General features: G+C 73.2%; 26 protein-coding genes. 14 read left to right on the top strand and 12 right to left on the bottom strand.

Features of this window, described 5'->3' with window-relative positions; genetic code table 11:
- Window positions 1–13 precede the first annotated feature (13 nt).
- A complete protein-coding gene (locus tag Aau02nite_RS46720) occupies window positions 14–586 on the bottom strand; it encodes a type 2 periplasmic-binding domain-containing protein (RefSeq protein WP_246595498.1) in 573 nt (190 codons plus the stop codon).
- Between the two features lie 84 nt (window positions 587–670).
- Here Aau02nite_RS46720 and Aau02nite_RS46725 point away from each other — a divergent pair, with 84 nt between their 5' ends.
- Entirely contained in the window at window positions 671–904 is a 234-nt protein-coding gene (locus Aau02nite_RS46725; protein ID WP_246595496.1) for a substrate-binding domain-containing protein, read from the top strand.
- A gap of 190 nt (window positions 905–1094) precedes the next feature.
- Here the strand turns inward: Aau02nite_RS46725 and Aau02nite_RS27790 are convergent, their stop codons facing one another.
- Entirely contained in the window at window positions 1095–1940 is an 846-nt protein-coding gene (locus Aau02nite_RS27790; RefSeq protein ID WP_212991533.1) for an AbfB domain-containing protein, read from the bottom strand.
- Window positions 1941–2162: 222 nt separating this feature from the next.
- Here Aau02nite_RS27790 and Aau02nite_RS27795 point away from each other — a divergent pair, with 222 nt between their 5' ends.
- Window positions 2163–3269, top strand: a complete 1107-nt coding sequence (locus Aau02nite_RS27795; protein WP_212991534.1) for a hypothetical protein — start codon at window positions 2163–2165, stop codon at window positions 3267–3269.
- Window positions 3270–3335: 66 nt separating this feature from the next.
- On the opposite strand, the gene Aau02nite_RS27800 is transcribed toward Aau02nite_RS27795, so the two are convergent.
- The 3 genes from Aau02nite_RS27800 to Aau02nite_RS27810 form a co-directional block, all read right to left on the bottom strand.
- A complete protein-coding gene (locus Aau02nite_RS27800; RefSeq protein ID WP_212991535.1) occupies window positions 3336–3602 on the bottom strand; it encodes a chaplin in 267 nt (88 codons plus the stop codon).
- 113 nt (window positions 3603–3715) lie between these two features.
- Window positions 3716–4057: an alpha/beta hydrolase family protein gene (locus Aau02nite_RS27805; protein WP_212991536.1), complete on the bottom strand. Its 342-nt coding sequence runs from the start codon at window positions 4055–4057 to the stop codon at window positions 3716–3718.
- Window positions 4058–4092: 35 nt separating this feature from the next.
- Window positions 4093–4278: a hypothetical protein gene (locus Aau02nite_RS27810; protein WP_212991537.1), complete on the bottom strand. Its 186-nt coding sequence runs from the start codon at window positions 4276–4278 to the stop codon at window positions 4093–4095.
- A gap of 82 nt (window positions 4279–4360) precedes the next feature.
- Here Aau02nite_RS27810 and Aau02nite_RS27815 point away from each other — a divergent pair, with 82 nt between their 5' ends.
- Window positions 4361–6394 carry a putative bifunctional diguanylate cyclase/phosphodiesterase gene (locus Aau02nite_RS27815; protein WP_212991538.1) on the top strand — a complete coding sequence of 678 codons (2034 nt, stop codon included), beginning with the start codon at window positions 4361–4363 and terminating at the stop codon, window positions 6392–6394.
- Window positions 6391–7293 carry an ABC transporter substrate-binding protein gene (locus Aau02nite_RS27820; protein WP_212991539.1) on the top strand — a complete coding sequence of 301 codons (903 nt, stop codon included), beginning with the start codon at window positions 6391–6393 and terminating at the stop codon, window positions 7291–7293. The genes Aau02nite_RS27815 and Aau02nite_RS27820 overlap by 4 nt, the downstream gene beginning before the upstream one ends.
- Window positions 7294–7308: 15 nt before the next feature.
- Here Aau02nite_RS27820 and Aau02nite_RS27825 read toward each other — a convergent pair whose 3' ends face one another.
- Window positions 7309–7557: a hypothetical protein gene (locus Aau02nite_RS27825; RefSeq protein WP_212991540.1), complete on the bottom strand. Its 249-nt coding sequence runs from the start codon at window positions 7555–7557 to the stop codon at window positions 7309–7311.
- Between the two features lie 162 nt (window positions 7558–7719).
- Window positions 7720–8595 (bottom strand): Sco1979 family transcriptional regulator, encoded by an 876-nt coding sequence (locus tag Aau02nite_RS27830; RefSeq protein ID WP_212991541.1) that lies wholly within the window; start codon window positions 8593–8595, stop codon window positions 7720–7722.
- Window positions 8596–8751: 156 nt separating this feature from the next.
- Here Aau02nite_RS27830 and Aau02nite_RS27835 point away from each other — a divergent pair, with 156 nt between their 5' ends.
- Window positions 8752–10185 carry a dihydrolipoyl dehydrogenase family protein gene (locus tag Aau02nite_RS27835; RefSeq protein WP_212991542.1) on the top strand — a complete coding sequence of 478 codons (1434 nt, stop codon included), beginning with the start codon at window positions 8752–8754 and terminating at the stop codon, window positions 10183–10185.
- On the opposite strand, the gene Aau02nite_RS27840 is transcribed toward Aau02nite_RS27835, so the two are convergent.
- Complete coding sequence (locus Aau02nite_RS27840; protein ID WP_246595485.1) at window positions 10175–10771, bottom strand: dihydrofolate reductase family protein; 597 nt, start codon at window positions 10769–10771, stop codon at window positions 10175–10177. The two genes, Aau02nite_RS27835 and Aau02nite_RS27840, sit on opposite strands and share 11 nt — an antisense overlap.
- A gap of 104 nt (window positions 10772–10875) precedes the next feature.
- On the opposite strand from Aau02nite_RS27840, the gene Aau02nite_RS27845 reads away from it, so the two are divergent.
- The 3 genes from Aau02nite_RS27845 to Aau02nite_RS27855 all read left to right on the top strand — a co-directional run bounded on the left by Aau02nite_RS27845 (window position 10876) and on the right by Aau02nite_RS27855 (window position 13527).
- Window positions 10876–11208, top strand: a complete 333-nt coding sequence (locus tag Aau02nite_RS27845; RefSeq protein ID WP_212991543.1) for an STAS domain-containing protein — start codon at window positions 10876–10878, stop codon at window positions 11206–11208.
- A 52-nt stretch (window positions 11209–11260) separates the two neighbouring features.
- Window positions 11261–11884: a maleylpyruvate isomerase family mycothiol-dependent enzyme gene (locus tag Aau02nite_RS27850; RefSeq protein ID WP_212991544.1), complete on the top strand. Its 624-nt coding sequence runs from the start codon at window positions 11261–11263 to the stop codon at window positions 11882–11884.
- Between the two features lie 116 nt (window positions 11885–12000).
- Window positions 12001–13527 carry a glycosyltransferase family 39 protein gene (locus Aau02nite_RS27855; RefSeq protein WP_212991545.1) on the top strand — a complete coding sequence of 509 codons (1527 nt, stop codon included), beginning with the start codon at window positions 12001–12003 and terminating at the stop codon, window positions 13525–13527.
- Between the two features lie 9 nt (window positions 13528–13536).
- On the opposite strand, the gene Aau02nite_RS27860 is transcribed toward Aau02nite_RS27855, so the two are convergent.
- A complete protein-coding gene (locus Aau02nite_RS27860) occupies window positions 13537–14520 on the bottom strand; it encodes a lamin tail domain-containing protein (protein ID WP_212991546.1) in 984 nt (327 codons plus the stop codon).
- Between the two features lie 135 nt (window positions 14521–14655).
- Between Aau02nite_RS27860 and Aau02nite_RS27865 the strand changes: the two genes are divergently transcribed.
- Window positions 14656–15150, top strand: a complete 495-nt coding sequence (locus Aau02nite_RS27865; RefSeq protein ID WP_212991547.1) for a molybdenum cofactor biosysynthesis protein — start codon at window positions 14656–14658, stop codon at window positions 15148–15150.
- Window positions 15151–15159: 9 nt separating this feature from the next.
- On the opposite strand, the gene Aau02nite_RS27870 is transcribed toward Aau02nite_RS27865, so the two are convergent.
- Window positions 15160–16161 (bottom strand): 3-oxoacyl-ACP synthase III family protein, encoded by a 1002-nt coding sequence (locus Aau02nite_RS27870; protein ID WP_212991548.1) that lies wholly within the window; start codon window positions 16159–16161, stop codon window positions 15160–15162.
- A 129-nt stretch (window positions 16162–16290) separates the two neighbouring features.
- On the opposite strand from Aau02nite_RS27870, the gene Aau02nite_RS27875 reads away from it, so the two are divergent.
- Window positions 16291–16560 carry a hypothetical protein gene (locus Aau02nite_RS27875; RefSeq protein ID WP_246595486.1) on the top strand — a complete coding sequence of 90 codons (270 nt, stop codon included), beginning with the start codon at window positions 16291–16293 and terminating at the stop codon, window positions 16558–16560.
- A gap of 114 nt (window positions 16561–16674) precedes the next feature.
- Here Aau02nite_RS27875 and Aau02nite_RS27880 read toward each other — a convergent pair whose 3' ends face one another.
- On the bottom strand, window positions 16675–19548 hold the full coding sequence (locus tag Aau02nite_RS27880) for a M36 family metallopeptidase (protein WP_212991550.1): 2874 nt from the start codon (window positions 19546–19548) through the stop codon (window positions 16675–16677).
- Between the two features lie 154 nt (window positions 19549–19702).
- On the opposite strand from Aau02nite_RS27880, the gene Aau02nite_RS27885 reads away from it, so the two are divergent.
- Genes Aau02nite_RS27885 through Aau02nite_RS27895 form a run of 3 tightly spaced genes read left to right on the top strand, consistent with a single transcriptional unit; the run spans window position 19703 to window position 23666 of the window.
- Entirely contained in the window at window positions 19703–21151 is a 1449-nt protein-coding gene (locus Aau02nite_RS27885) for an FAD-linked oxidase C-terminal domain-containing protein (RefSeq protein WP_212991551.1), read from the top strand.
- A complete protein-coding gene (locus Aau02nite_RS27890; protein ID WP_212991552.1) occupies window positions 21151–22290 on the top strand; it encodes an FAD-binding oxidoreductase in 1140 nt (379 codons plus the stop codon). The genes Aau02nite_RS27885 and Aau02nite_RS27890 overlap by 1 nt, the downstream gene beginning before the upstream one ends.
- The gene (locus Aau02nite_RS27895; RefSeq protein WP_212991553.1) at window positions 22290–23666 is read left to right on the top strand and encodes a (Fe-S)-binding protein; all 1377 of its coding nucleotides are present in this window, start codon (window positions 22290–22292) and stop codon (window positions 23664–23666) included. The genes Aau02nite_RS27890 and Aau02nite_RS27895 overlap by 1 nt, the downstream gene beginning before the upstream one ends.
- Here Aau02nite_RS27895 and Aau02nite_RS27900 read toward each other — a convergent pair.
- A complete protein-coding gene (locus Aau02nite_RS27900) occupies window positions 23642–24205 on the bottom strand; it encodes a TetR/AcrR family transcriptional regulator (protein ID WP_212991554.1) in 564 nt (187 codons plus the stop codon). The two genes, Aau02nite_RS27895 and Aau02nite_RS27900, sit on opposite strands and share 25 nt — an antisense overlap.
- Window positions 24206–24271: 66 nt before the next feature.
- Between Aau02nite_RS27900 and Aau02nite_RS27905 the strand changes: the two genes are divergently transcribed.
- Window positions 24272–24796 carry a hypothetical protein gene (locus tag Aau02nite_RS27905; RefSeq protein WP_212991555.1) on the top strand — a complete coding sequence of 175 codons (525 nt, stop codon included), beginning with the start codon at window positions 24272–24274 and terminating at the stop codon, window positions 24794–24796.
- Window positions 24797–24798 lie beyond the last annotated feature (2 nt).

Here is a 24798-nt window from a genome sequence, read left to right on the forward strand (position 1 = left end):
CCGCCTCAGCGGGTCACTCCTCGACCGGGATCGCCTGCGACTTCAGCGTCTGGACGGTCGACGCCTGGGCCGCGGCAAGGGCGTCGTTGAGGGTGCCCTTGCCGGAGACCGCGGACTTGAACCCGTCCGAGGCGTTGGCGTAGGTCGAGGTCATCGTCGGTCCCCAGGTGAAGTCCGGGACGACCTGGGTGGAGGCCTCGGCGAAGACGTCGTAGATGGGCTGGTCGCCGTAGAACGCGACGCCCTTCTTGAGCGCCGGCAGCGAGGCGCCCGCCTTGGTCGCCGGGTACAGCTGCGCCTTCTCGTTGAGCAGCGTCAGCGCCTCCTCGGAGGTGTTCAGCCACAGCGCGAACTGCGCGGCCTCGTACGGGTGCTTCGAGCTCTTGAAGACCGCGGTGGACGACCCGCCCCAGTTGCCGGCCTTCTTCTCCCCGGCGGCCCACTGCGGCATCGGGGCGACCTTCCACTTGCCCGCCGTCTTCGGCGCGCCGGTGGCGATGGAGTTGGCTCCCCAGACCGCGGAGATCCAGGTCCAGGACTTGTCGGTGTTGTAGGCGTTGTCCCACTCCGGGGTCCACGGCGGCACCGCGGAGACGAGCTTCTTGTCGATCAGGCCCTGCCAGTAGTCGACGGGCTCTTCGCCGCCTCGGACGCGCTGGCGGCGGGTGCGCTGGAGGTGCTGCGCGAAGCGGGCCGCAGCGCGCCGGCGGACATCGGGGTGGTCGGCTTCGACGACAGTTCCTGGGCCCTGCGGACGCAGCCGCCGCTGTCGACGGTGCACCAGCCGGCGCGGGAGATCGGGCGCAACGCGGCGGACCTGGTGCTGCGCCAGCTGCGCGGCGAGGAGCCGGCGCCGGGCAACGTGCTGCTCCCGACCCCGATCGTCTGGCGCGACTCGGCCTGACCCGGCTGCGGGCGGCCCGAGGGCCGCGAAAGCCCCCGCAGTCTCCGCGAGCTGGCACGCCCCGGGCGGCCGCACAGCCGAGCGGTCGCACAGCCGAGCGGTCGCGCGGCGCGAACGATCCGAGCGGTCCGGACCGGCTTCGGGCCGCGCGTCTCCCGGCCAGCGGACGCCGGTCGGCGACCGGGACGGCTCAGAGCGGCGGTCGCGTGACGAACGCCTGCGCCGCGCCCGGCGGCACCCGGTTCAGTGACAACACGGCGTCACGTTCGGTCACGTAGCGGTCCGGGGCGCTCCGGCTGCGCAGCACGAACCCGCCGCTCGCCGCGGGGATCGCGCAGAACGTCGCGTCGGCGTCGTACCCGCGGCTGCCGTCCGCCCGTTCGAGGCGCAGCGCGGACTGCCGCGAGCGCAGGAAATAGCCCGGGTAGTTGAACGACTCGAACGACAGGCAGGCGGCGTCGCCGCGGCCCGCCCGGGCGGTGAACCGGGAGTCGGCCCGGTCCAGCTCGCGGCTGCCCGGTCCGACCGGGTCGATCCGGGCCACGAAGTCGCGGTGCCGGACCCGGCGGCCGCGCTCCCCCACCGGCTCCAGCCCGAGCTCCCGGCCCACCACCGGCAGAACGACCGCCGGCGTGGCCGAGGGCGTCCGGACCGAGTTGCCGGCCGGGGTGCGGGACGGCGGCACCACGTCGCGGACCCGGCTGGTCGCCGGCCGGGCGGGGCGTTCCTCCGGTGCGGCGGCCTGCGACGACTCGCTCGGCACGACCGTCACCGGCGGCGCGGTCGGCAGAGCCACGAAGAGTGGTCCTGGACGTTTCTCCTCACCGGAGGTGACGGCCAGTCCGACTGCGGCGAGCAGGGTGATCACGGCGGCGGCGACCACGACCGTACGCAGGCGACCGGGCGCGGTGGCCCGGTGCGGCGCGGGAGCCTGGACGGCGGCCATCGGGACGCTCGCCGTCGTGCGCGGGGATGGGGCGAAGTGCTGGGGCGGTGGTACCCACTCGTCGGCGAGCGGGCCATCCTCTGGCGACATCCGGATCCGTTCACTGGAGCACGCTGCGGGGAGCCGCGCGCTGGCGGGCGCAGCAGCAATATTCGGGGCAAAAGTGGCCGGTGGCAAGAGGCAAGCCCCGGTTCACCGTCCGTGATCGATCCGAACCGCTTTCCCATCCGTAGTCACGAGGGAATCACCACGCGCCGACGGCCACGGCGAACCTGCGGCCGGCGGTGCTTGCCCTCGAGGGAGCAACGCGCAGTGGACAACCCCGCCCCGGCAGACCCGGACGCGCCGTACCGGCGTCCCGCCGACCCCACGCCCCCCACGCTGCCGTCGATCTCGGACTACTGGCCCGACGCGCCGCACCGGATCGGCCCGCCCGCCGACCACTACACCGACGAACCGACGGAGGCGGCGGTTGATGCGCTGCTGCGCTCCGGCACCCGCGAAGGCAACGACGGCGGCCGCAAAGGCATCGGCCGCGACAGCACCGACCACCTGACGTTCCCGCCGCCCCGCAGGCCGAAGCGGTCCTTGCTGGCGGCGGTCGCGCTGGCCGCCGTCCTGGTGGCGGGGGCCGGCTTCGCCGGGTTCGTCCTTCTCGGCCGGGACGCGGCCCCGGTGGCCCAGGCTCCGCAGCCCGGCACCGAGGCGCCACCACCGGCGACCGCACCGCAGCAGCCCATCGAACCCCAGACCATTGCGCCGCAGCCGATCGAGCCGCAGACCGATCCACCGTCCTCGGCGCCCGCGCCGGCCAATGTGATCTCCGCGCCCGCGCGGGGCCGCGCCACGGCGGCGTTCGAGCTGGTCAGCGACACCGCGGTGATCGATCTGCGCACCGGTGACATCGGCGATGACCTGTACCGGATCACCACGCCGCCGGACGGCAGCGTGCTGCCGCGCGCCCAGGTGAGCGGGAAAGGCGTGCGGCTGTTCCTCGACGAGAAGGCCAAGCGGCCCGACGCGGCGGTGACCGTGCTGCTCAACGCCGAGGTCCGATGGAGCATGCGGATCACCGGCGGGATCAAGGCCGGGGTGTTCGACCTCGGTGACGCCGAGGTGGACGCGGTGGACTTCGCCGGCGACGCGGCGCGTATCGATCTGACGCTGCCCAAGCCGGACGGCACGCTGCCGATCCGGTTGTCGGGCGGGGTGAACCGCTTCGAGGTCTCCACGGATCAGGGGGTGCCGGTGCGGGTACGGGCACGCGGCGGGGCGGGCCAGGTCAAGCTGGACGGGCGCACCGATGACGGCGTCGCGCGGGGTGCGTCGTTCCTGTCGCCGGACTGGGCCGGCAGCAAGAACCGGATCGACCTGGACGCGGTCGCCGGGGTCGGCACGTTACGGGTGGGCCGCGGCTGAGGCGGCGCGGCCGAGGTGGTAGGTGCCGTCCGTGGGCGACGGCCGGCACCTACCCGGGTCGGGTCGTCAGTCGTTGACGCAGCCGGCGTTGCTGTTCGCCAGGCCGAGGATCGCGATGCTGTTGCCGCAGACGTTGAGCGGGATGTGCACCGGGAAGTACGCCTGGTTGCCGTTCAGCAGACCGACGTTGTCACTGCTGTGCTGACTGCCGTGGTGACCGTTGTCGTAGTAGTAGTCGTCGTCGTCGTAGCCGTGCGCGCTCGCGGGAGCCGAGAAGGCCAGGGCAGCGGTGGCCACCCCCACGATCAGCGCGAAGCCTCGAACCAGTTTCATGACGAACCCTTCTCTTGTGGACAGGTACTGAGATCAAGCTAGCGGCCTCTTTGTGGCTTTTCGTACCTTTTAGGAAAATCGGCCACGATTCAGTACCCGCCGCCGGAACGGGGTCAGGCCGGCGCGCGGCGCAACGCGTCCGTCCGCAGGGCCCAGGTCCGCCGGGAGAGCGCCGCGTCGGCCGCGAAGGTCTCGGCGGCGTGGTAGCTGCCCGGGTGCACGTGCAGCTCGGTGGGCACCCCGGAGTCGCGGGCCATCAGCGCGGTGGCGATGAGCAGGCCACCGCCCGCGCCGGCCTCGTCGCAGAGGAAAGCGGCGGTCGGGTCCTCCCCGGCGACGGTGCCGAGGATCATCCCGCCGCCGTGGATGAAGTAGATGCCGGGCAGAGTTCCGGTGGCGTTGCGCGGCCGGTAGATCCGTACGGTGAGGTCCGGGTCGCCGACCGGCCCCGGCACCGCGCGGGGACATGGGTGCGCTCCTTCGGGTTTCGTCAGACGGACAGGGCGAAGCCCTCGTAGCCCTTCGCGGCGACCTCGTCGCACCGCTTGCGGTACGCGCCCACCCCACCGGCGTACGGCATGAGCACACGCGGCTTGCCGGGCACGTTGGCGCCCATGTACCAGGAGTTCGCCCGGGGATAGACCGACGGGCTGCCCGGCCCGGTGATCATGAACATGTTCGGGCAGTCAATGACCCCAGGTGACGGCCCTGCTCCGCCAACCGCTTCAGTCGGCCCCGCCGGGGTCGATAGAGGGACCATGAGGCGCAGCGGGAACGGCCGGAGCACCAGCGCGGGCTCGCGCGTGTTCCTCGCCTATGCCGTGGCCAGCCTGGTGCTCGTCGGACTGCTCGGCGGCCTGCTGGTCCAGGGCTACCGCGAGGACGCGGCCCGGCAGAGCGAGGATCAGGGCCGCGCCCAGGCCCAGATCATCGAGGAGATGGCCGTCGCACCCGCGCTGGACGGCGCCGATCTGGCCGCCGGGCTGACCACGACCCAGCGGCAGCGTCTGCAGGAGGCCACCGACCTCGCGATCTTCCACGGCTCGGTGCTCAGCATGCGGTTGCGCAGCTTCGCCGGGCAGGTCGCCTTCTCCGACGACGGCTCCACCGCCGGGGGCATCCCGGTGTCCGCGGCGGCGTTCCGTGCGGCGGCCGCCGGCCGGACCGACGTCGCCGTGGTCGCCGACTCCCGGCGCAGCTCCGGCCTGGTGATCCGGGTGCTGCAGCCGGTCATCGTCGGTGCCTCCGGACAGGCGGTGGGGGTGCTGGAGCTCTACCTTCCGTACGACGCCATCGCCGCCCACCTGCGCCGGCAGATGTACGTCACCTACTGGCGGCTCGGCTCGGCCCTGGCCGCGCTGTACCTGGTGCTCGCCCTGATCGCATGGTCCACCTCGCGGTCGCTGCGCCGCTACGCCTCCCGGCAGGAGCACGAGGCGCTGCACGACGCGCTGACCGGCCTGCCCAACCGGGCCGCGTTCCGCTCGCGCGCCCGGGACAGCGTCACGGCGGACGGCCCGGGCGGCGCCGTCGTGCTGGTCGACCTCAACCGCTTCAAGGAAGTCAACGACACGCTCGGTCACCACGCGGGCGACGAGTTGCTCAAAGTGGTCGCGTCCCGCCTGTCCGGCGCGGTCGGCGGCACCGGCACCGTCGCGCGCCTCGGCGGCGACGAGTTCGGCCTGATCCTGCCCGCCCTGCCCCGCGATGCCGTGCTGGAGCTGCTCGAGACGGCCCGCGGCGAGCTCGTCCGGGAGACCCTGCTGGACGGGGTCGCGCTGCGCATCGAGGCCAGCTTCGGCGTCGCGTTGTACCCGGAGCACGGCACCGACGTCGAGGAGCTGCTGCAGCACGCCGACGCCGCGATGTACCAGGGCAAGCGCGGTACGGCCGACATCGTCCTGTACGACCGCGACCAGGTGGCGCACCCCGCCCACTGGCTGATGGTGCAGACGGAACTGCGCCACGCCCTGGAGCGCGACGAGCTCGTTCTGCACTACCAGCCCAAGGTGCGCCTCGCCGACGACGGAATCAGCGGACTGGAGGCCCTGGTCCGCTGGCAGCACCCGTCGCGCGGGCTGCTGTCGCCGGCCGAGTTCCTGCCCGCTGCCGAGCAGTCCGGGCTCATCGAGCCGCTGACCGCCTGGGTGCTGCGCCGGGCCCTGGACGACCAGGCCGGCTGGACAGCGCTGGGCCAGCAGTGGCCGGTGGCCGTCAACGTGTCGGCGCGCAACCTGGAGGCGCCCGGTTTCCCGCGGGTCGTGGCCGCGCTGGTGGCCGAGCACGGCACGCCCTCCGGGCGGCTGCTGCTGGAGGTCACCGAGACCGCGCTGGCCGGGGACGCCGCGACGGCCGCCGACGCGGTGGTGGAGCTGACCGCGCTCGGCATCGGCGTCTCGGTCGACGACTTCGGGATCGGCTTCACCAGCCTGTCCCAGCTGCGGTCCGTCCCGGTCGCCGAGGTCAAGATCGACCGCAGCTTCGTCACCGACCTGGACACCGACGCGCCGAACCAGGCGATCGTGCGTTCCGTGATCGCCCTGGCGCACGGGCTCGGCCTGCGGGTCACCGCCGAGGGCGTGGAGACGCCGGCGGTGAGCGCCTGGCTCGCGGAGGCCGGCTGCGACGACGCGCAGGGCTACCTCTTCGCCCGGCCGACCGCCTGGCCGCACCTGCTCGATCTCTACCTGAACCCCCGCGGCAGCGGCCGGCACGCCCGCGCCGAGCTCGACGCAGTCCCCGTCGCCCTGCCCGCCGAACCTGATTCCCTGAGTACCGGAGGTATCCGATGAAGCACTCCCTGAGCCGTCGCGTCCGACTGGCCGTCACCGGCATCGCCCTGGCCCTGACCGCCGGCGGCTGCGGCTCGGCCTCCGCCGGCACCGAGGACGCGGCGGCCGGTGAAGTGGTGGTGGACGAGCAGATCCGGGCCATGCTGCCGGACGCCGTCCGCGACCGGGGCAGCATCCAGCTCGCCACGGACCCCAGCTACGCGCCGATGGAGTCCTACGCGCCCGACGGCCGCACCATCATCGGCTTCGACGCGGATCTGGCCGCGGCGCTCGGTTCGGTCACCGGGATCCGGGTGGAGATGGTGGCGGCCGACTTCAGCTCGGCCATCGACGAGACCGTCAAGGGCAACTACGACGGGGTTCTGTCCTCGATGACCGACACCGCGGAACGGGAGAAGAAGGTGGACTTCGTCGACTACTTCTCGGCCGGCACCGCGATCGTCGTGCAGCGGGGCAACCCGCGCGGCATCTCCGACCTCAAAGACCTGTGCGGCGCGGTCGTGGCGGTGGAGAAGTCCACTGTGCAGGCCGACCTGTTGCGTCGCTCCCAGCCGAGCTGCGGCGCGAACAAGATCGTGATCAAGACCTTCAAGAACAATGCGGACGCCCTGCTGCAGGTCCGCACCGGGCGGGCGGTCGCCATCCTGAACGACTATCCGCCGGCCGCGCACCTCGCCACCGACGCCCGGACCCGCTCGTACTACCAGCTCGCCTCGACCGTGCAGTACGAGCCGGGCCTGATGGGTCTGGCCGTGGCCAAGGACAACACCGAACTCCGGGACGCGCTGCGCGCCGCGCTGGACTCGCTCATCCGCTCCGGGCGCTACACCGAACTGCTGCAGCGCTGGGGCCTGATGAACGGCGCGCTGGCGTCGTCGTCCATCAACGCGGGCAGCTGACCCGGGCCGGCGGGCTCAGGAGCGGGTGTTGCGGGGCAGCGCGGAGAGCCGGCGGCCGCGTACCAGAGCCTGCCGGCGGCCGATCTCCCGGCCGTCCGGCGTGAACTCGACGCCTTCGACCTCGTACCAGTTCTCCCCGTCGCGCTGGATCGGCCGGTTCCAGTCGACCCGTTCCACCCGCAGATCGAGGGAGCCGGTGCCGTAGCAGTAGTCGGTCTCCGCGAAGTGGCTCACCGGCCGGTTCGGGCCGCGATTGGCGTCCATGACTTCACTCCTCGTCCGGGCTTTGTGCACGTGCCCAAGCATCGTCATATGCGCGCGCGGAAGCAAGGCCGGATGCACGTGCATATGCACACGGGACCAGAAGTGGAAGATCCGCCGGTTCGGTCCACCGTTCGGACGATGCCCGGTGTGTCGCCGTGACTGTCAGCGCGCGATCTGATGCAGCGCGTCATCGAGCAAAGCCACCGTGCGCTCCGGCGGCTCGGCCTCGAGGCAGGCCCGCTCCATCGCGACCAGGTAACGCTCCACGTCGCCCGGCTTGTCGAGATAGATCGCTCCGGTCAGCTGCTCGACGTAGACCACGTCCGGCAGCTCCGGCTCCGAGAACCGCATGATGGCGAACGGGAAATCGGCCGGCCCCGCGGCTCCCTGATGGAACGGCACGATCTGCAGCCGGACGTTGGGCCGCTGGGCCGCCTCCAGCAGGGCCCCCACCTGCGCCCGCATCACGTTGCGGCCACCGATCTCCCGGCGCAGCACCGCCTCGTCGAGCACCGCCCAGAAGTGCGGCGGATCCGGCCGGGTCAGCACGCGCTGTCGGTTGCGCCGCAGCTCGATGCGCCGCTCGATCTCCGCCGCCGGCGCGGCCGGGTGCTCACGGCGCAGCACCGCCCGGGCGTAGTCCGGCGTCTGCAGCAGACCGGGCACGAAGTGCGCCTCGTACGCCCGGATCAGCGAAGCCGCTTCCTCCAGGCCCAGGTAGGACAGGTACCACTGCGGTACGACCTCGCCGAACTGCCGCCACCAGGCCGGGGTGTTGGCCCGCCGGGCGAGCTCCAGCAGCGCCGTGGCCTGCGGCTCCCCGACGCCATAGAGGGTGAGCAGGTCAGCAACGTCCCGTTCCTTGAAGGGCACGCGGCCGAGCTCCATCCGGCTGATCTTCGACTCCGAGCCGCGGATCTCCCAGCCCGCGGCCTCGCGGGAGATGCCCCGCGCCTGCCGCAGGCGCCGCAGCTGCACACCGAGCTGGATGCGCAGCGCTGTGGGGCCGCTGCGATAGTCCTGATCCGCCGAAGTCATTGTCTCCCCCCTGCCCACTTCTGTGCCCCGGTGCACGTGCATACAACCGTGCAGTGTCCAAGGAAGATGCGCAACCTTCTGCACGATCATCGAACCCGCGGGGTACGGATGCGCCCCGGTCCCCCGGAGCCCTCTCGCGAGTGGTACGCAAGGCACATGACACAGAGCAGCGAGACCGGCTACGACGTGATCGTGCTGGGCGCCGGGCCGGTCGGCGAGAACATCGCCGACCGCGCCGTCCGGGGCGGGCTGACCGCCGTCCTCGTCGAGCACGAACTCGTCGGCGGCGAATGCTCCTACTGGGCCTGTATGCCGTCCAAGGCGTTGCTGCGCCCGGCCGAGGCCCGCCGGGCCGCCCGGCAGGTCGGCGGCGCCGGCGAGGCCGTGACCGGCCCCCTGGACGTGCCGGCGGTCCTGGCCCGGCGCGACTCCTTCACCAGCAACTGGAACGACGCCGGCCAGGTGGAGTGGGCCGAGGGCGCAGGCATCTCGCTGATCCGCGGCCACGGCGCCCTGACCGGCGTCCGGGAGGTCACCGTCACCGCCGCGGACGGCAGCACCACCGTGCTCACCGCCCGCCACGCCGTCGCGATCGCCACCGGCTCCGGCGCGGCCGTGCCGGACATCGACGGGCTGCGCGCGGCGCGGCCCTGGACCAGCCGCGAAGCCACCGGCGCCCGCAAGGTGCCGGGCAGCCTGGCGATCATCGGCGGCGGGGTCGTCGCCACGGAGATGGCCACGGCGTACGCCGGCTTCGGCACGAAGGTGACCGTGCTGGCCCGCAGCGGCCTGCTGAGCGGCATGGAACCGTTCGCCGGCGAGCTCGTCGCCGCCGCGCTGCGCGAGCTGGGCGCCACGGTCCTGCTCGGCACCGCCACCACCCGGGTCACCCGGACCGCGGACGGCGTCGAGATCCGCACCGGCGACGGCGCCACCATCACGGCCGAGGAGGTGCTGGTGGCGACCGGGCGCACGCCGCGTACCAGCGGCATCGGCCTGGAGACCGCCGGGCTCACCCCGGGCGACTGGATCACCACCGACGACACCATGCGGGTGCCGGGCTCGGACTGGCTCTACGCCGCCGGCGACGTGACGCACCGCGTGCTCCTGACCCACCAGGGCAAGTACCAGGCCCGGGCGGCCGGGGACGTGATCGCGGCCCGGGCGGCGGGCGCTCCGGTCTCGGACGCGCCCTGGGGCACCCACGTCGCGACCGCCGACCACCGGGCGGTCCCCCAGGTCGTCTTCACCGACCCGCAGGTGGCCTCGGTCGGGCTCACGGCGGCGGCCGCGCGCGAGGCCGGGTACCGGATCCGCGTCGTCGACTACGACCTCGGCCGGGTCGCCGGGGCGAGCCTGCACGCGGACGGGTACACCGGCACCGCGCGGATGGTGGTCGACGAGCAGCGCGAGGTGGTGCTCGGCGTGACCTTCGCCGGACCGGACGTCGCCGAGCTGCTGCAGTCGGCGACGATCGCGGTCGTCGGTGAGGTGCCGCTGGCCCGGCTGTGGCACGCCGTGCCGGCGTACCCCACGGTCAGCGAGATCTGGCTGCGGCTTCTGGAGACCTACGGCCGGCCTACCCGGTGACCGCCGGGCGGTAGCGGGCGATGATCACGCCGGTCGTGGTGGTCGCCGTGTCGACCAGGGACATCGCCCGGTACGCCGGGGCGCCGTCGCCGAACAACTTCGTCCCGGCGCCCAGCACGAGCGGGTTGATCGACAGCACGTACTCGTCGATCAGTCCCGCGGCGGCCAGCGACCGGACCAGCATCCCGCTGCCCAGCACCACCAGCGCACCGGCGACGTCGGCCTTCAGCTTCGCGACCGCGTCGCTGACCGGGCCGGTCACCAGCACCGAATTCTGCCAGGGCAGCGGCTCGGTCAGGGTGCCCGAGACCACGTACTTGGTCTTGCGGTTGAGCACCTCGGTGTACGGGTTGCCGTCGGTCTGCCCGGCCCAGGCGCCGTGGAAGCTGACGTAGGTCCGCCGGCCGAACAGCATCGCCCCGTCCTCACCCATCCCCTTGCCCATGGTGGCGGCGGCCACCTCATCGGCGTAGGGGCCGGCCCAGCCGCCGTACGGGAAATCGCCCCGGTCGTCCTCCTCGGCACTGCCTGGTGCCTGCATGACACCGTCCAAGGTCATCTGCTCCACGACCACGATCTCACCCATGGCTGTCCCCCTTCCGCCGGACCGCACCGTGCGGCCCTGCACCCGCTACACGAATGGGCGGTCCTCGAATCGACAATCCCGGGCCGGCGACTATCCTCTGGTGAATGCCGAACGACGCCGTGGTCACGTATCAGCAGGTCGACGCCGATGGTCTGGTGGTCGCCGCCCTCGCCGGCGAGATGGACCTGGACCGCGCGGACGCGGTCCGCGACAGCTTGGCGGCCGCCGCCGCGAGCGGGGAGTGCCGGTATCTGAACGTGGACGTCAGCGAGGTCACCTTCATCGACTCGTACGCGCTGGGAGCGCTGGTGAGCGCGCGCAACACCGCAGCGAGCAACGGGGTGTCGCTGACCCTGACCAACCCGTCGCAGCCGGTCCGCAAGGCGATCCAGGTGACCGGCCTGAGCCACGTCTTCGGCCTGCCCGCCACGACCTGACCGCCCGCCGGCCGATCGTGGGACAGCCGGTCGCCGTGACAGATTGAGGGGCATGGACTACCGCCGTACGTACCGGGCCGCTGCCGTCTCGTTCGCCGACCTCGTGTCCCGGCTGCCGGCGGACCGCTGGGACGGCCCCGGCCTGGCTGACTGGAGCCTGCGGGAGCTGGTCGGCCACACCGTCGGCTCCGCCCTGCGCCAGGTGGCCCCGGTCCTGGCCTCCCCCGCTGCCTCAGTGACCCTCGGCGCCCCCGAGGACTACTGGGCGTTCGCCCGCTCCGCACCGCCCGAGCTGTACGCCGCGGCGACGGCCGCCTCGTCGACGGACGCCCGGGAGACCGGCGCTTGGCTCGGCGACGATCCGGCCGCCCGGGTCAGCGAGCTCGCCGGCCAGGCCACCGCCGCGCTCGCCGCCGCCCGTGACGACGACGTGGTGACCACCGCGGCCGGCGGCATGCGGGTCCGCGACTGGCTGCCCACGCGGACCTTCGAGCTGGTCGTGCACGGCACGGACATCGCCACCGCCGCCGGGGTGACCTTCGCGGTGCCGCCGGACGCCGTGGCCGAGGCCGTCGCGCTGGCCGCCCGGATAGCCGCGGCCGTCGGCGACGGTGAGCTGGTGCTGCGCGCCCTCACCGGCCGCGCGGCCCTGCCGGAGAAGTTCTCGGTGGTCTGAGTCCGATGACCGGCCGCCCGGAAAGTGACCAGGTGCACACTTCGCAGCCTGTCGTACCGCCCCCTACAGTGGCAGTTCGATCCGGCTCGATTCCGTCTCCGCGGACGAGGAGTGACGTGACCCTGGTGGCACCGGCGACCACGGACGCCGTTCCCGGGGCGCTGCCCCGGGAGGACGGCGACGACGGCGCGCGGGTGCGGGGCCGCCGGATTCCGCGTCCACTGCTCGTCTGGGGTCCCGCCGTGCTGCCGGCGCTGCTCATGCTCGTCGTCGGCCGGATCGGGCTGCGCCAGCCCGCCGTCGGCTGGGACGAGAACGCGACCTGGCTGGTCAGCCGGCGCACGGTCGCGCAGATCGTCGACCAGGCCCGGCACTTCGACGGCGTGATCTCCCCCTACTACCTGTTCATGCACTTCTGGACGGGCGTCTTCGGCGACTCGGAGTTCTGGCTGCGGGCGCCGTCGCTGCTCGCGGTGGCGCTCGGCGTGGGCATCGCGGCCGAGCTGGGGCGCCGGCTGTTCGGCCCGGCGACGGGGCTGCTGGCCGGCCTGCTGCTGGTCACCGTGCCGCAGCTCTCCCGCTACGCCCAGGACGCCCGGGCGTACGGCTTCGCCTTCCTCTTCGCCACCCTGGCGACCCTGCTGCTGCACCGCGCCCTGCGGCAGCCCTCCTGGGCGCGCTGGACCGGGTACGGCGTCACCGTCACGCTGCTCGGCCTGTCGCACATCCTGGCGCTGCTGGTGCTCATCGGGCACGCCTACGCGGTGCTCACCCGGGCCCGCCGCGACCCGGCAGCCGTCCGGCCGGCGCGCTGGCTCGTGGTGACCGCCGTGGCGGTGCTGCCCGTGCTGCCGTTCGTGTATCTCGGCCTCACCCAGCGTGGCTCCCAGCTCGACTGGCTGCCGCCGATGACGGTGCGTCAGGTGCTCGATGCTCCGGGCGACATCTTCGGTGCGGCGGCAGTCGGGCTGCTGCTGATCGGGCTGGCCCTGGTGGCCCGGCCCCGCGACGCCCGGCTGCTGCCCGAGTTCGCCGTGCTCGCGGTCGCCCCACCGGCGGTGCTGATGGCCGTCTCGTTCGTCACCTCGTCGCTGTGGGTACCGCGCTACGTGCTCGTCGTCGTGCCGGCGGTGTGCCTGTGCGCGGCGGTGTCGTTGCGGGTCGTGCCGCTGCGCGCGGTCGCCGCGCTGGTGCTGCTGGCCGCGGTCGGTGCACCCGCCCACCAGCGGCTGCGTGCCCAGACCAGCCACATGGGCCCGGACTTTCGCACCGTGGCGCACCAGCTCGAGCGGCACCAGCAGCCGGGCGACGTGATCGTGTACGGCACCTCCGGCACCTGGTCACTGCGCGCCGGCATCGACTACCAGCTGCGGGGCCGGGAGAAGCCGCGCGACGTGCTGCTGCGCACCCCGGCGGCCGAGGTGGGTCAGCTGGACGCGGTGCAGTGCGCCGACAAGGTGGCCTGCCTGGGCTCGGCGCAGCGGGTGTGGCTGTTCCGCTGGCAGGCGGCGGGCAAGCAGCTGACCGCCGAGGCGCCGCTGGCCGGCACCGGTGCCCTCGGACCCGTGCTGACCGGTCAGTACCGGGTGGCCGGCGTCTGGCACGCCACCAAGGCGAACCTGATCCTGTTCGAGCGCCGCTGACCCGGCCGGTCAGCGGCGGGCCGGGGTCACCGGGCAGGACAGCACGCAGGGGTACTGCATCCACGCGCGCAGGTCGCCACGCGGGTCGAAGAGGTAGGCGCCGTCGCCGCGGGCCTGCGCGTCGAAGGTCGGGTTGTCGAAGACCGGTGCGCTCTGGCCCCAGTACTTGTGCGTTGCTGTGGGGGTACCGGATCCGACGTGGACGTGGACCGCGCCCCGCGCGGGCAGGACCGTGCCCGCCGGGAAGGTGTAGCGGCGCAGGGCCGAGTCGCGCACCCACCAGCCCGCGAGCGACAGCGGCCCGGCCGAGCCGTTCGTCACCCGGACCCACTCGCCGTTGAGGTTGCGGTCGTCCGCGCCGTCGGCGTCGTAGTTGACCACCACGGTCAGCGGGGTGCTCTGCGCCGGCCCGGTCCCGCACGCGTCGGTGTCGAAGAGGTTGACGCGGTCGCGGGCCGCCTGGGCCTGCGCCAGCCGGTAGCGCGAGTTCCAGGCCCACTCCGCACCGAACGGCTGCCACAGCGCCAGCCCGCGGCGCATCAGGTCGAGGCCGACGTCGTGCCAGCTGCCGTTGATCCGCACCGCCACGCTGCGCAACGGGCGCGACCGGCTGCTGCTGGACGCCTGCTGGGCGGTCAGGCGGACCACTCCCCCGCCGGCCCTGACGAGCTGCTCCAGGCGGGCGGTCGCGGCGAGGCTGTGGCACTCACCGCGGCGGCGCTGCACCACGGAGGAGTAGACGGTCTGTTCCATCGCCTGCGCGTTGATGAGCCGGATCGAGCGCGGGGTGCTCGTGCCGTCACCGGCGAGGTCCACCGACAGGGTGTCGCCGTCGTTGACGCGTACCACCTTGCCGGTCCAGACCAGGCACGTCGGGCTCGGCGCACTCGGCAGGCACGGCGTCGTCGCGGCGGCAGCCGGCGTCGCCGGAGCGACGGCGAGGGCGCCGGCGATCGCGGCAGCGCCGAGAACGGAGACCAGGCGGGCGAGCATGCCTGACCCATCGACCACCCGCGCCCGCGGGTGAGGGAATCGCGCCGGTCAGGGCGCACCGAGCTCGTGCTGTACCTGCTGATCTTCGGCGTCCGCCGCGAACCCCCGGTGCTGAGCCGGTCCTAAACTGCGGGGGTGCCGACCCCGCCGGAGATCGTCCAGCTGCTCGCCTCACCCGTGCACCGCTTCGAGGGACGCCCGGCGGACGGCCCGGCGCCCGCGCCGCCCGGCGAGCTGGTCGACGAGGTCCGCATCCGCGCCGGCCTGGGCATCGTCGGCGACCGCTACTTCGGCAAGCCGGCGCACCGCGACGCGAGCATCACCGTCATCGCGGCCGAGTCACTGCCGGCGGGCGTCGATCTGGTCCAGGTCCGCCGCAACATCCTCGTCCGCGGCATCGCGGTCGACGACCTGGTCGGCGCGGTGCTGGTGCTGGACTCCGGCGACGGCCCGGTGGCCCTGCGGGTACGCCGCCGGGCCAACCCGTGCGCGTGGCTGGACACCACGATCGGCCCCGGGGCGTGGCGGGCGCTGCGCAACAAGGGCGGCGTCCGCTGCACCCCGCTCACCGACGGCACCCTGCGCCGGGGACCCGTGACCGCCACCGTGGAGGGCAGGCTGTTCGCCTGACGGGGCTTGTCAGTTGCCGTACCAGCGCAGCAGCGCCGCACCCACCGACATGCCGCCGCCGAAGCCGGCCAGCAGGACCAGCTCGCCGTCGTGCAGGTCACCCGCGCGGGCGGCCGCGTCGAGCGCGATCGCCGCGGACGCGCTGCCGGTGTTGCCGTAGCGGTCCAGGACGAGATGGGTACGGGCCTCGCTCAGCCCGGCCGCCTCCACGAGCTCGCCGATCATCATGCCGTTGGCCTGGTGCGGCACGAAGTGATCGACGTCGCCGGGCGTGACACCGGCCCGCTTGAGCAGGTCGGCCAGCACCGGCGGCACCCCGGCCAGGACGAAGTCGCGGACCCCGCGGCCGTTCATCCGGAAGAAGTGGTCGCCGTCCGCCACGGTCGCGGCCGAGGCCGGCAGCCGGCTGCCGCCGGCCTTGACGTGGATGAGCTCGTGCGCGTCACCCCGGGTGATCAGCTCGACGTCGACCATCCCGTACGGCGCCGGCACGGCACCGACCACGGCGGCCCCGGCACCGTCGCCGAACAGGATGGCGGTGCGCCGGTCGGCGAAGTCCAGGATCCGCGAGTAGATGTCGGCCGCCACGACCAGGACGACCGCCTCGGGCCGGGTGGCGACGAGGCTGTCCGCCAGGGCCAGGCCGAAGACGAACCCGGCGCAGACGACGTTGATGTCGAAGGCCGCCGCCCGGTGCGCGCCGATGGCGTGCTGCACGAGCGAGGCGGTGGGCGGCTGCGGCGAGTCACCGGTCGACGTGGAGACGATCAGGTAGTCGATCCGGTCGGCGGCGATCCCGGCCCGGGACAGCGCCGCGAGCGCGGCCTTGGTCGCCAGGTCGGAGGTCGCCTCGTCGGGTGCCGCGAAACGGCGGGCCTCGATCAGGGTGCGACCGGTGATCCACTCCGGTGTGGTGTCGGCCACCCGCTCCATCAGAGCCTCGTTGGTGACCTCTTGCTCGGGCAGGTACGAACCCGTGCCCAGGATGCCGATGCGCGCTACCGGTTGCATGTCCCCGCTTATCGGCGCCGCGGTGACCCGGTTGAGGATCGGCCGGACGCTCTTCCCGGGGCCGGGCTCTTCCCGGGGCCGGGCGCTTTCCCACGGGGACGTGCGGGAAGACGATCACCAGTGATAATCATGACTGTGACGAATTGGGAATACGCACGCCTGGAGTACCGGGCGGCCGGCACCTTCGGCTCCGACAAGTTCATGGACTGGACGGCCACGTTCTACCACCCGGGTGGGACCTTGCGCTGGGGTACCGACGAGCGCTTCGACGACCTGCGGCACCTCAACCGGGCCGGGGCGGCGGGCTGGCAGGCGTACGACCGGGCCGCGATCCACGTCATCAACGAGCCGCACCGGCTGCACGGGGTCACGTACTCGATGCGCCGCGCGGTCCCGTAGCGCTCATCGGGTCGTTACGCGCGGCGGCCGGTTCCCGGTCGCCGCGCTGTCGCCACGGCTGCCATGCGGACGGGAGGTACGCGGCCGCCACCGCGTACCTCCCGTGCCGGTCGGTCAGCTGCTGAAGACCTCGAACTCCGCGGCCACCACGTTCGCGGCGGCGGGTGCGGCGGTCGTGCAGTCGGTGGCACTGCGCGGGTCGTTCTCCTGCTCACCGGCGTACAGCGGGTTGCCCGTGCACTGGTTGGTCAGGATCCGCAGCTTCACGTGGGTCGCCGGCGTCGCCCGGACCGGGAACGACTTGATCAGCAGGTTCGGCACCTTCGGCCGGAACGAGCCGGTGTCGAAGGCGTTCGCCGGGCTGGCGTACGCCACCTTGTAGCCGGCGTCGGTGGCGCAGTCCGCACCCGTGGTCGCGTTGCAGGTGAGGATCTCGAACTGGCGCACCGTGCTGTACATCGACGCGGTCGTGGCGCCGGGGCCCGGGAAGGCGCTGAGCTGCACCCGGGAGACCAGCTTGGCCGTGTCGGTGGGCAGGTCGACGGTGACCTGGCGGCCCGCCGCCCCGCCGGTGGCGGACCACGCGGCGCCCTCGGCGTCATCGGTGAGCCGGCCCAGGTTGGTGCCGTCGCCGGTGATCGTGGCGCCGGACGCCGCCGAGGCCAGGTTGACCGGCATGACCACGCCGACCGTCGCGGTGACACCCGGGTAGATGGTCTGGGTGAACCGCTTGTGGCCGAAGCCGGCGCCGATGGCCAGGAACTTGTAGGTGCCCGGGGCCAGGGTGACCGTGGCCGGCAGGTCGGTGGTCGGGTCGGTGTCGGCGACCGGGACCGTGCCGAACTCGTGGTCGCCGACGTAGAGCCGGACCGGCTTGCCCGCCGCCTCGCCCAGCGCCTTGAACGTCACTTCGACGTTCTCGGCCGACGGCGACGCGAAGCTCGGCACCGGGTCGGCGTCCGACGGGCCGCTCGACGCGCCGGCGCCGAAGCCCCGGGCGGCGAACGCGTTCCACAGCAGGTCGGCGTTGGCCCCGTCGAAGCGCAGCGCGTCGGCGGTGATCATGTTGTCGCGCATGTCCAGCATGCTGATCGAGCCGGTCGCCGCGAGTAGGTACGAGTCGAACACCAGCTGCGCCCAGCGCCGGTTGCCCGGGCACTCGGTCGCCGGCGTCGCACCGGACGCGCAGCTCTCCTGCAGGGCCCGGGTGCCGGAACCGTACCGGGCGATGAAGGCACGCCGCACGTCGAAGTTCGTGGCGCTCCAGATCTCACCGTCGGCGTGCACGGCCGCGCCGCGGTCGTAGCCGTAGTTGGAGTAGTTGAGCGGGCTGTTGCTCATGTCGTAGTTGCGGATGCCCGTGCTCAGGTCCCCGGTCACGTACGCGCCGGTGATGTACGGCGTGTTGCCCCGCGGGGTGTAGCCGCTCTCGAACAGGTACTCCATCGCCAGCAGGTCGGACCAGCTCTCGCCCATCGCCCCGCCCTGGCTGGAGCTGATGCCGCTGTCCGGCCCGGCGATCATCCGGTTGCTGATCGCGTGGGTGTACTCGTGCCCGATCACCGTCATGTCGAAGTCACCGTCGACACAGGGCGGGTACGCGCTGCCCGCGAACGGCTGCCACATGTACATGTTCGTGGTCGGCTGCATGCCGTCCGGCGGGGTCGCCTGGTTGGCGTTGTTGCGGGTGGTCGCCGTGGCCGCACCCTGCTGGGCGTTGCCCCGCTCGGCGTCGCCGCCCTTGCCGTACGGCAGCACGTTGGTCTTCTGCAGGTTCCAGGTGGCCTCGGTGAAGCCGAGCCGGTACGACCAGTCGTGCATCCGGTTGTGCATGGCGAACAGGTTCGCGGTGGCCGCGTCGGCGTCGGCCTGCTCCGGCGAGGTCAGCGCGTTCGGGTCGCACTTGCTGGTGTTCCACTGGTTGGTGAAGGGGTAGACGTACTCGCGGTCGGGCCGGGTCGCGGCGGGCACCGCCGGGGCCCCGTTGCCCCACAGCCGCACCGAGTCGGCGGAGTTGCCGCTGGTGGTGAACGTGGGCGTGCCGGTGGCCGGGTCGATGTCCCAGGGCTTGCCGGTGGCCGGGTCGAGCACCTGGCGGGCGCAGCCGGGCGCGGTCGTCGCGCACCACGTCTGCCGGGTGTCGGTGCCGGCCGCGGTCGGCGTGCCCGGGAAGACCTTCCAGTGCGGGTCGTCCTCGGCGAAGTTGACCAGGTTCTCCCGGATCAGCACCTTGCCGTCGCGGGCGTCGACGTAGGTGGTGTAGCCGAGCGGGTGGTCGGCGTCCTTGCTCAGCACGACAACCTCGTACGCCGCCCGCGGGGCGGCGCCGGGCATCGGCACCGCGACCTGCCGGACCCGGGAGTCGGCGAGCTCGTCGCGGGCGATGCCGGCGTCGGCCAGGGCGGCGGCGAGCGCGGCGTCGGGCGTGAGCGTCGCGGCGGCCGGCTCGGCGGTCTGCGGGCTCAGCGACGACGTGACCCGCAGGACGTCGCCGCCCTTGACCGCCACGGCGACCAGGCCGTCGTGGGCGGCGGCGAGCTTGCCGTAGCGCTGGCGCATCAGCACGACCGTGCCCTCGCCGACCTTGGTCTGCGCGATGGTGTCGAGGTTGTCGACGGCGGCGCTGCGCAGCGAGAACAGCCCCACGCTGTTCTTCAGGAAGGCCCGCGCGACCGCCTCGGCGTCGCCCTTGAGCCCGCCGGCGAGCTTGCCCTTGGCCGGGGTGACCGAGGCCGGGGTGCCGAGCTTGTTCCAGCGAGTCACCAGGTTGTCGTCGCGGACCAGGGAGCGCTGGCCCGCGGTGGGCCTGGCGGTGCCGCCGCGGTTGTCGACGAAGTCGTAGTCGTGGTCGGGGTGCTCGCCGGTCAGCGGCGTGGCCGCGGCCGGCAGCGGGTCGGCGGGTGCCGCGGTGGCGCCGATGGGCGCGGCGGCGATGATTGTGGTCGCGGCGAGGATTCCGGCGACGGCTGACCGTCTGCGTAAACGCACGCATTGCCTCCTGGGATCGGCCTGGAGGATCTCTCCAGACGATCGAGACACTACGCGTGCATAGACGTGCATTGATGAACGAATTGTTTCAACCATGACGGCGGCGCTCGACTGCCGCGCCGGGGGAAGGTTACGTTGTCCCGGGGGGTCGCCGATGACCACGCTTGACGTACTCGCCGCCCGGCTGCGCGCCGAGCTGGGCGCCGACCGGATCGTGAACGACCGGCAGGAACTGCGGACCTACGAGTGCGACGGGCTGGCCCATTACAAGGTCATCCCCGGGCTGGTGGTGCTGCCCCGCGACGCCGCCGAGTGCGCCCGGACGGTCCGCGCCTGCGTCGAGGCCGGAGTGCCGTTCGTGGCCCGCGGCTCCGGCACCGGGCTCTCCGGCGGCGCTCTCCCGCACGCCGAGGGCGTGCTGATCGTGACGTCGAAGATGCGCGCCATCGTCGAGGTGGCACCGGACGACGAACGCGCGGTGGTCGAGCCCGGCGTGATCAATCTGCACGTCACCAGGGCGGCCACCCCGCACGGCTACTACTACGCCCCGGACCCGTCCAGCCAGCAGATCTGCTCGATCGGCGGGAACGTGGCGGAGAACTCCGGCGGCGCCCACTGCCTCAAGTACGGCTTCACCACCAACCACGTCACCGGCGCCCAGGTGGTCACCCCCGACGGCGAGCTGGTCGAGCTGGGCGGGCGCGCGCCGGACACCCCCGGCTACGACCTGCTCGGCGCGTTCGTCGGCTCGGAGGGGACGCTGGGCATCGCCACCCGGGTCACCGTCCGGCTGACCCGGCTGCCCGAGTCCGTGCGTACCCTGCTCGCCGCTTTTCCCTCCACCGACCAGGCCGGCGCTGCGACCTCGGCGATCATCGCGGCCGGGGTGGTCCCGGCGGCGATCGAGATGATGGACGCGCTGGCCATCGAGGCCGCCGAGGCGGCTGTCGCCTGCGGGTATCCAGCCGGCGCGGGGGCCGTGCTCATCGTCGAGCTGGACGGCCCGGCGGCCGAGGTCGGCGCCCAGTTCGACCAGGTCACCGCGCTGTGCGAGGCGAACGGCGCCTTCGAGCTGCGGATCGCGGCCGACCCGGCCGAGCGCGCGCTGTTCTGGAAGGGCCGCAAGTCGGCGTTCGCCGCGGTGGGCCGGATCAGCCCGGACTACATCGTCCAGGACGGGGTGATCCCGCGGACGGCGCTGCCCGAGGTGCTGCACCGCATCGGCGAGGTGTCCCGCGCGCACGGCGTACGGGTCGCCAACGTCTTCCACGCCGGCGACGGCAACCTGCACCCGCTGGTGCTCTTCGACGACGCGGTGCCGGGCGAGGCCGAGCGGGCCGAGGAGGTCTCCGGCGCGATCATCGACCTGTGCATCGAGTACGGCGGCTCGATCACCGGCGAGCACGGGGTCGGCATGGACAAGGCCAGGTACATGCCCCGGATGTTCACCGACGACGACCTGGAGACCATGCACCTGCTGCGGTGCGCGTTCGACCCGGCCGGCCTGGCCAATCCCGGCAAGATCTTCCCCACGCCCCGGCTCTGCGGCGAGGTGCCCCGGCGGCACCGGGCCGGCGAGCCCACCCCGGCGGACCTGTTCTGATGGCGCTCTGGACCGACGCGACGGACGCGGACACGGTCGCGGGCGTGCCGGCGCGGTTCGTCGCGGCCCCGGCCAGCACCGAGGAGGCCGCCGCCGTCCTGCGGGACGCGGTGCGCGACGACCTGGCCGTGGTCGTGCGCGGCGGCGGCACGAAGCTGGACTGGGGCATGCCGCCGCGCCGGCTCGACCTGATCGTCGACACCCGGCGGCTGACCGGGGTGGTCGAGCACGCGGCCGGCGACCTGATCGTGGTGCTGCGGGCCGGCACGCCGCTCGACGGGCTGGACCTGGCCGGCCAGCAGCTCGCCCTGGATTCCCCGGTGCCCGGCGCCACCGTCGGCGGCGCCGTCGCGACCGCCACCAGCGGACCCCGGCGCCAGCTCTACGGCACGGCCCGCGATCTGCTGATCGGCATGACGGTGGTCCGGCCCGACGGCCGGGTCGCGCACGCGGGCGGCAAGGTCGTCAAGAACGTCGCGGGGTACGACCTGGGCAAGCTGTTCACCGGCTCGTACGGCACCCTGGGCCTGATCACCGAGTGCGCGTTCCGGCTCCACCCGCGACCCGGTGTCTCCGCGCTGGTGCTGCGGACGGCCCCGGCCACGGAGATCGGCGCGCTGCTCGCCGCGGTCCGGGCCGAGCAGGTGGTGCCCTCGGCGGTGGAGATCGACGCCCCGGCCGAGGGCCCGGTGACCCTGGCCGTGCTGGTGGAGGGCACGGCCACGGGGGTACGCGACCGCGCCGCCCGCCTGGAGAAGGTCCTCGGCGGTCAGGCCACCGACGAGTTCCCGTCCTGGTGGGGGCGCTACCCGTGGGACCGGGTCGGGATGAAGCTGACCGTACCGCTGTCGCACGTGCCCGACCTGCTCACCGCCGGCGTGGCGATCCGCGGCTCGGCGGGCACCGGCGTGCTCTACGCCGACGCCCCGGTCGAGTCGGCGCCGACGGTGGTCGAGCGGCTGCGCGCGACCGCCGTCCGCGCCGGCGGGCACGCCGTGGTGCTCACCGCACCGCAGCCGGTCCGCGAGATCGTGGACATGTGGGGACCGGTGGCCGGCCTGACGCTGATGCGCCGGGTCAAGGACCGGTTCGACCCGGGACACCGGTTCGCCCCGGGACGCTTCGTGGGAGGCATCTGATGGTCGACGCGACCTGGGGCACCGGCCCGGCACCACGCGACGTGCTCGGCCCGGTCGCCGGGGAACCGGCTTTCGACGGGCACCGCCCGCCCCGGCGGGAGCTGGTCGACGACTGCGTGCACTGCGGCTTCTGCCTGACCACCTGCCCCACGTACGTGTTGTGGGGCGAGGAGATGGACTCTCCGCGCGGGCGGATCTACCTGATGAAGCAGGGGCTGGACGGCGAGCCGATGAGCGACGCCATGGTGCAGCACGTGGACGCCTGCCTGGGCTGCATGGCCTGCGTGACCGCGTGCCCGTCGGGAGTGCGCTACGACCGACTGATCGAGGACACCCGGGCCCAGGTCGAACGGCGTCATCCCCGGCCGCCCCGGCAGCGGTTGCTGCGGGAGGCGATCTTCGCGCTGTTCCCGTACCCGCGGCGGTTGCGGCTGTTGCGGGTGCCGTTGCGGGCGTACCAGGCCACCGGGCTGCAGCGGCTGGTGACCCGCAGCGGCCTGCTGCCCCGGCTGGCGCCCACGCTGGCCACTCTGGAGTCGCTGGCGCCGCCGCTGACCCGGGTGCCCCGGCCGCCGCGGCGGGTGCCCGCCCGCGGTCCGCGGCGCGCGGTCGTGGGTGTGCTGACCGGCTGCGTGCAGGGCGCCTTCTTCCCGGACGTGAACGCGGCGACGATCCGGGTGCTCGCCGCCGAGGGCTGCGACGTGGTGGTGCCACCGGCGCAGGGCTGCTGCGGAGCGCTGAGCGCGCACAACGGGCGCGACGGGCAGGCGCGGGGCTTCGCCCGCCGGCTCATCGACCGCTTCGAGCGCGCCGGCGTCGAACGGGTGGTGGTGAACGCGGCCGGCTGCGGCTCGTCGATGAAGGAGTACGCCGACCTGCTGCGCGACGACCCCCGGTACGCCGGACGGGCGGCGACGTTCGCGGCGAAGGTCCGTGATCTGTCGGAGCTGCTCGTCGAGCTGGGCCCGGTGGCCCCGCGCCACCCGTTGCCGGTGACCGTCGCGTACCACGACGCCTGTCACCTCGCCCACGCCCAGGGCATCCGCGCCCAGCCCCGAGCCCTGCTCGACGGCATCCCCGAGCTGGACGTGCGGGAGATCGCGGACCCGGAGATCTGCTGCGGCTCGGCCGGCGTGTGGAACGTGCTCAACCCGGGCCCGGCGGCCGAGCTGGGCGACCGCAAGGCCGCAGACGTGCTGGCCACCGGGGCGCAGCTGCTGGTCACGGCGAATCCGGGCTGCCTGATGCAGGTCGCGGCGTCGGTACGGCGGCTCGGCGGTGAGATCGCGCTGGCGCACACCGCCCGGGTCCTGGACGCGTCGATCCGTGGCCTGCCGGTGACGGCGCTGCTTCAGCCGGCCAGCTCGTCGAGGTAGGCGTCCAGCTCGGCCGCCGCCGCCTCCGGGCTCAGGTGGCCGGCCAGGACGTGGACCGACAGGCCGTCGACCACCGCGTGCAACCGGCGCGCGACCGCCTCGGGCCCGCCGGGGACCAGCTGCCGGGCCAGGTGCAGGCACAGGTCGTACATCCCGGAGAAGTGCAGGCGCTGCACCCGGGCCAGGGCCGGGTCCCCCAGGCCCAGCGCCAGGAACGCGAACATGATCGACGACTCGATGTGCCGTTCGGCGTCCAGCGGCATGGTCTGCGCCAGCACGGCGCCGACCTGCTCGCGGAGGGACCCCGGCGGGTCGAGCCGGCGGATCCGCTCGGTCGCCCGGGCGATGACCAGCTCGCTGGCGAAGGCGAGCAGCTCGTCGCGGGTGGCGAAATAGTGCCGCAGGGCGCCCGAGGACCACCCCGACTCCGCCGCCACGGTGCGGATGGAGATCTCGGCGACGCCGTCGCGGGCGATGACCCGCCACACCGCCTCGGCGAGCTCACGACGACGTTCGGTGTGATCCACGACCTTGGGCACTGGCCGATTATCGCACGATCGTGTTATCAAGGAAGCAACACAGTCGTGCGAAAAACGGGGGTCGTCATGATCGCGGTCATCATCGCCTGCGAGATCGGGTTCTGGGTGCTGCTCGGCGCCGGCCTCGTGGCCCGGTACCTGCTGCGCGCCCGGGCGCTGAGCACTGCCCTGCTGGTGTCCGTGCCGCTGGTCGACGTGGTGCTGCTGGCGGTCACGGCGATCGACCTGCGCCGCGGCGGCGAGGCCGGCATCGCGCACGGCCTCGCCGCCGTTTACATCGGCGTCTCGCTGGCCTTCGGCCACCAGCTCGTGGACTGGGCCGACCAGCGGTTCGCCCACCGGTTCGCGGGTGGGCCCGCACCGGTACGCCCACCGCGTACCGGGCGGGCCCACGCCGCCCGCGAGCGCCGGCAGTGGCTGCGGCACTTGTTGGCCTTCGCCGTCGCCGCCACCGTGCTCGCCGTCCTCACCCTCATCGTCGGTGACCTCGGCCGGACCGTTCCCCTGTGGGCCGTCATGGCGCCCTGGTCCATCGCTCTGGTCATCGACTTCATCGTGGCCTTCAGCTACACCCTGTCGCCCCGTTCCTGAGC

Origin of the sequence: Actinoplanes auranticolor (assembly GCF_018332655.1) — a bacterium.
GTDB classification, from domain to species: domain Bacteria; phylum Actinomycetota; class Actinomycetes; order Mycobacteriales; family Micromonosporaceae; genus Actinoplanes; species Actinoplanes auranticolor.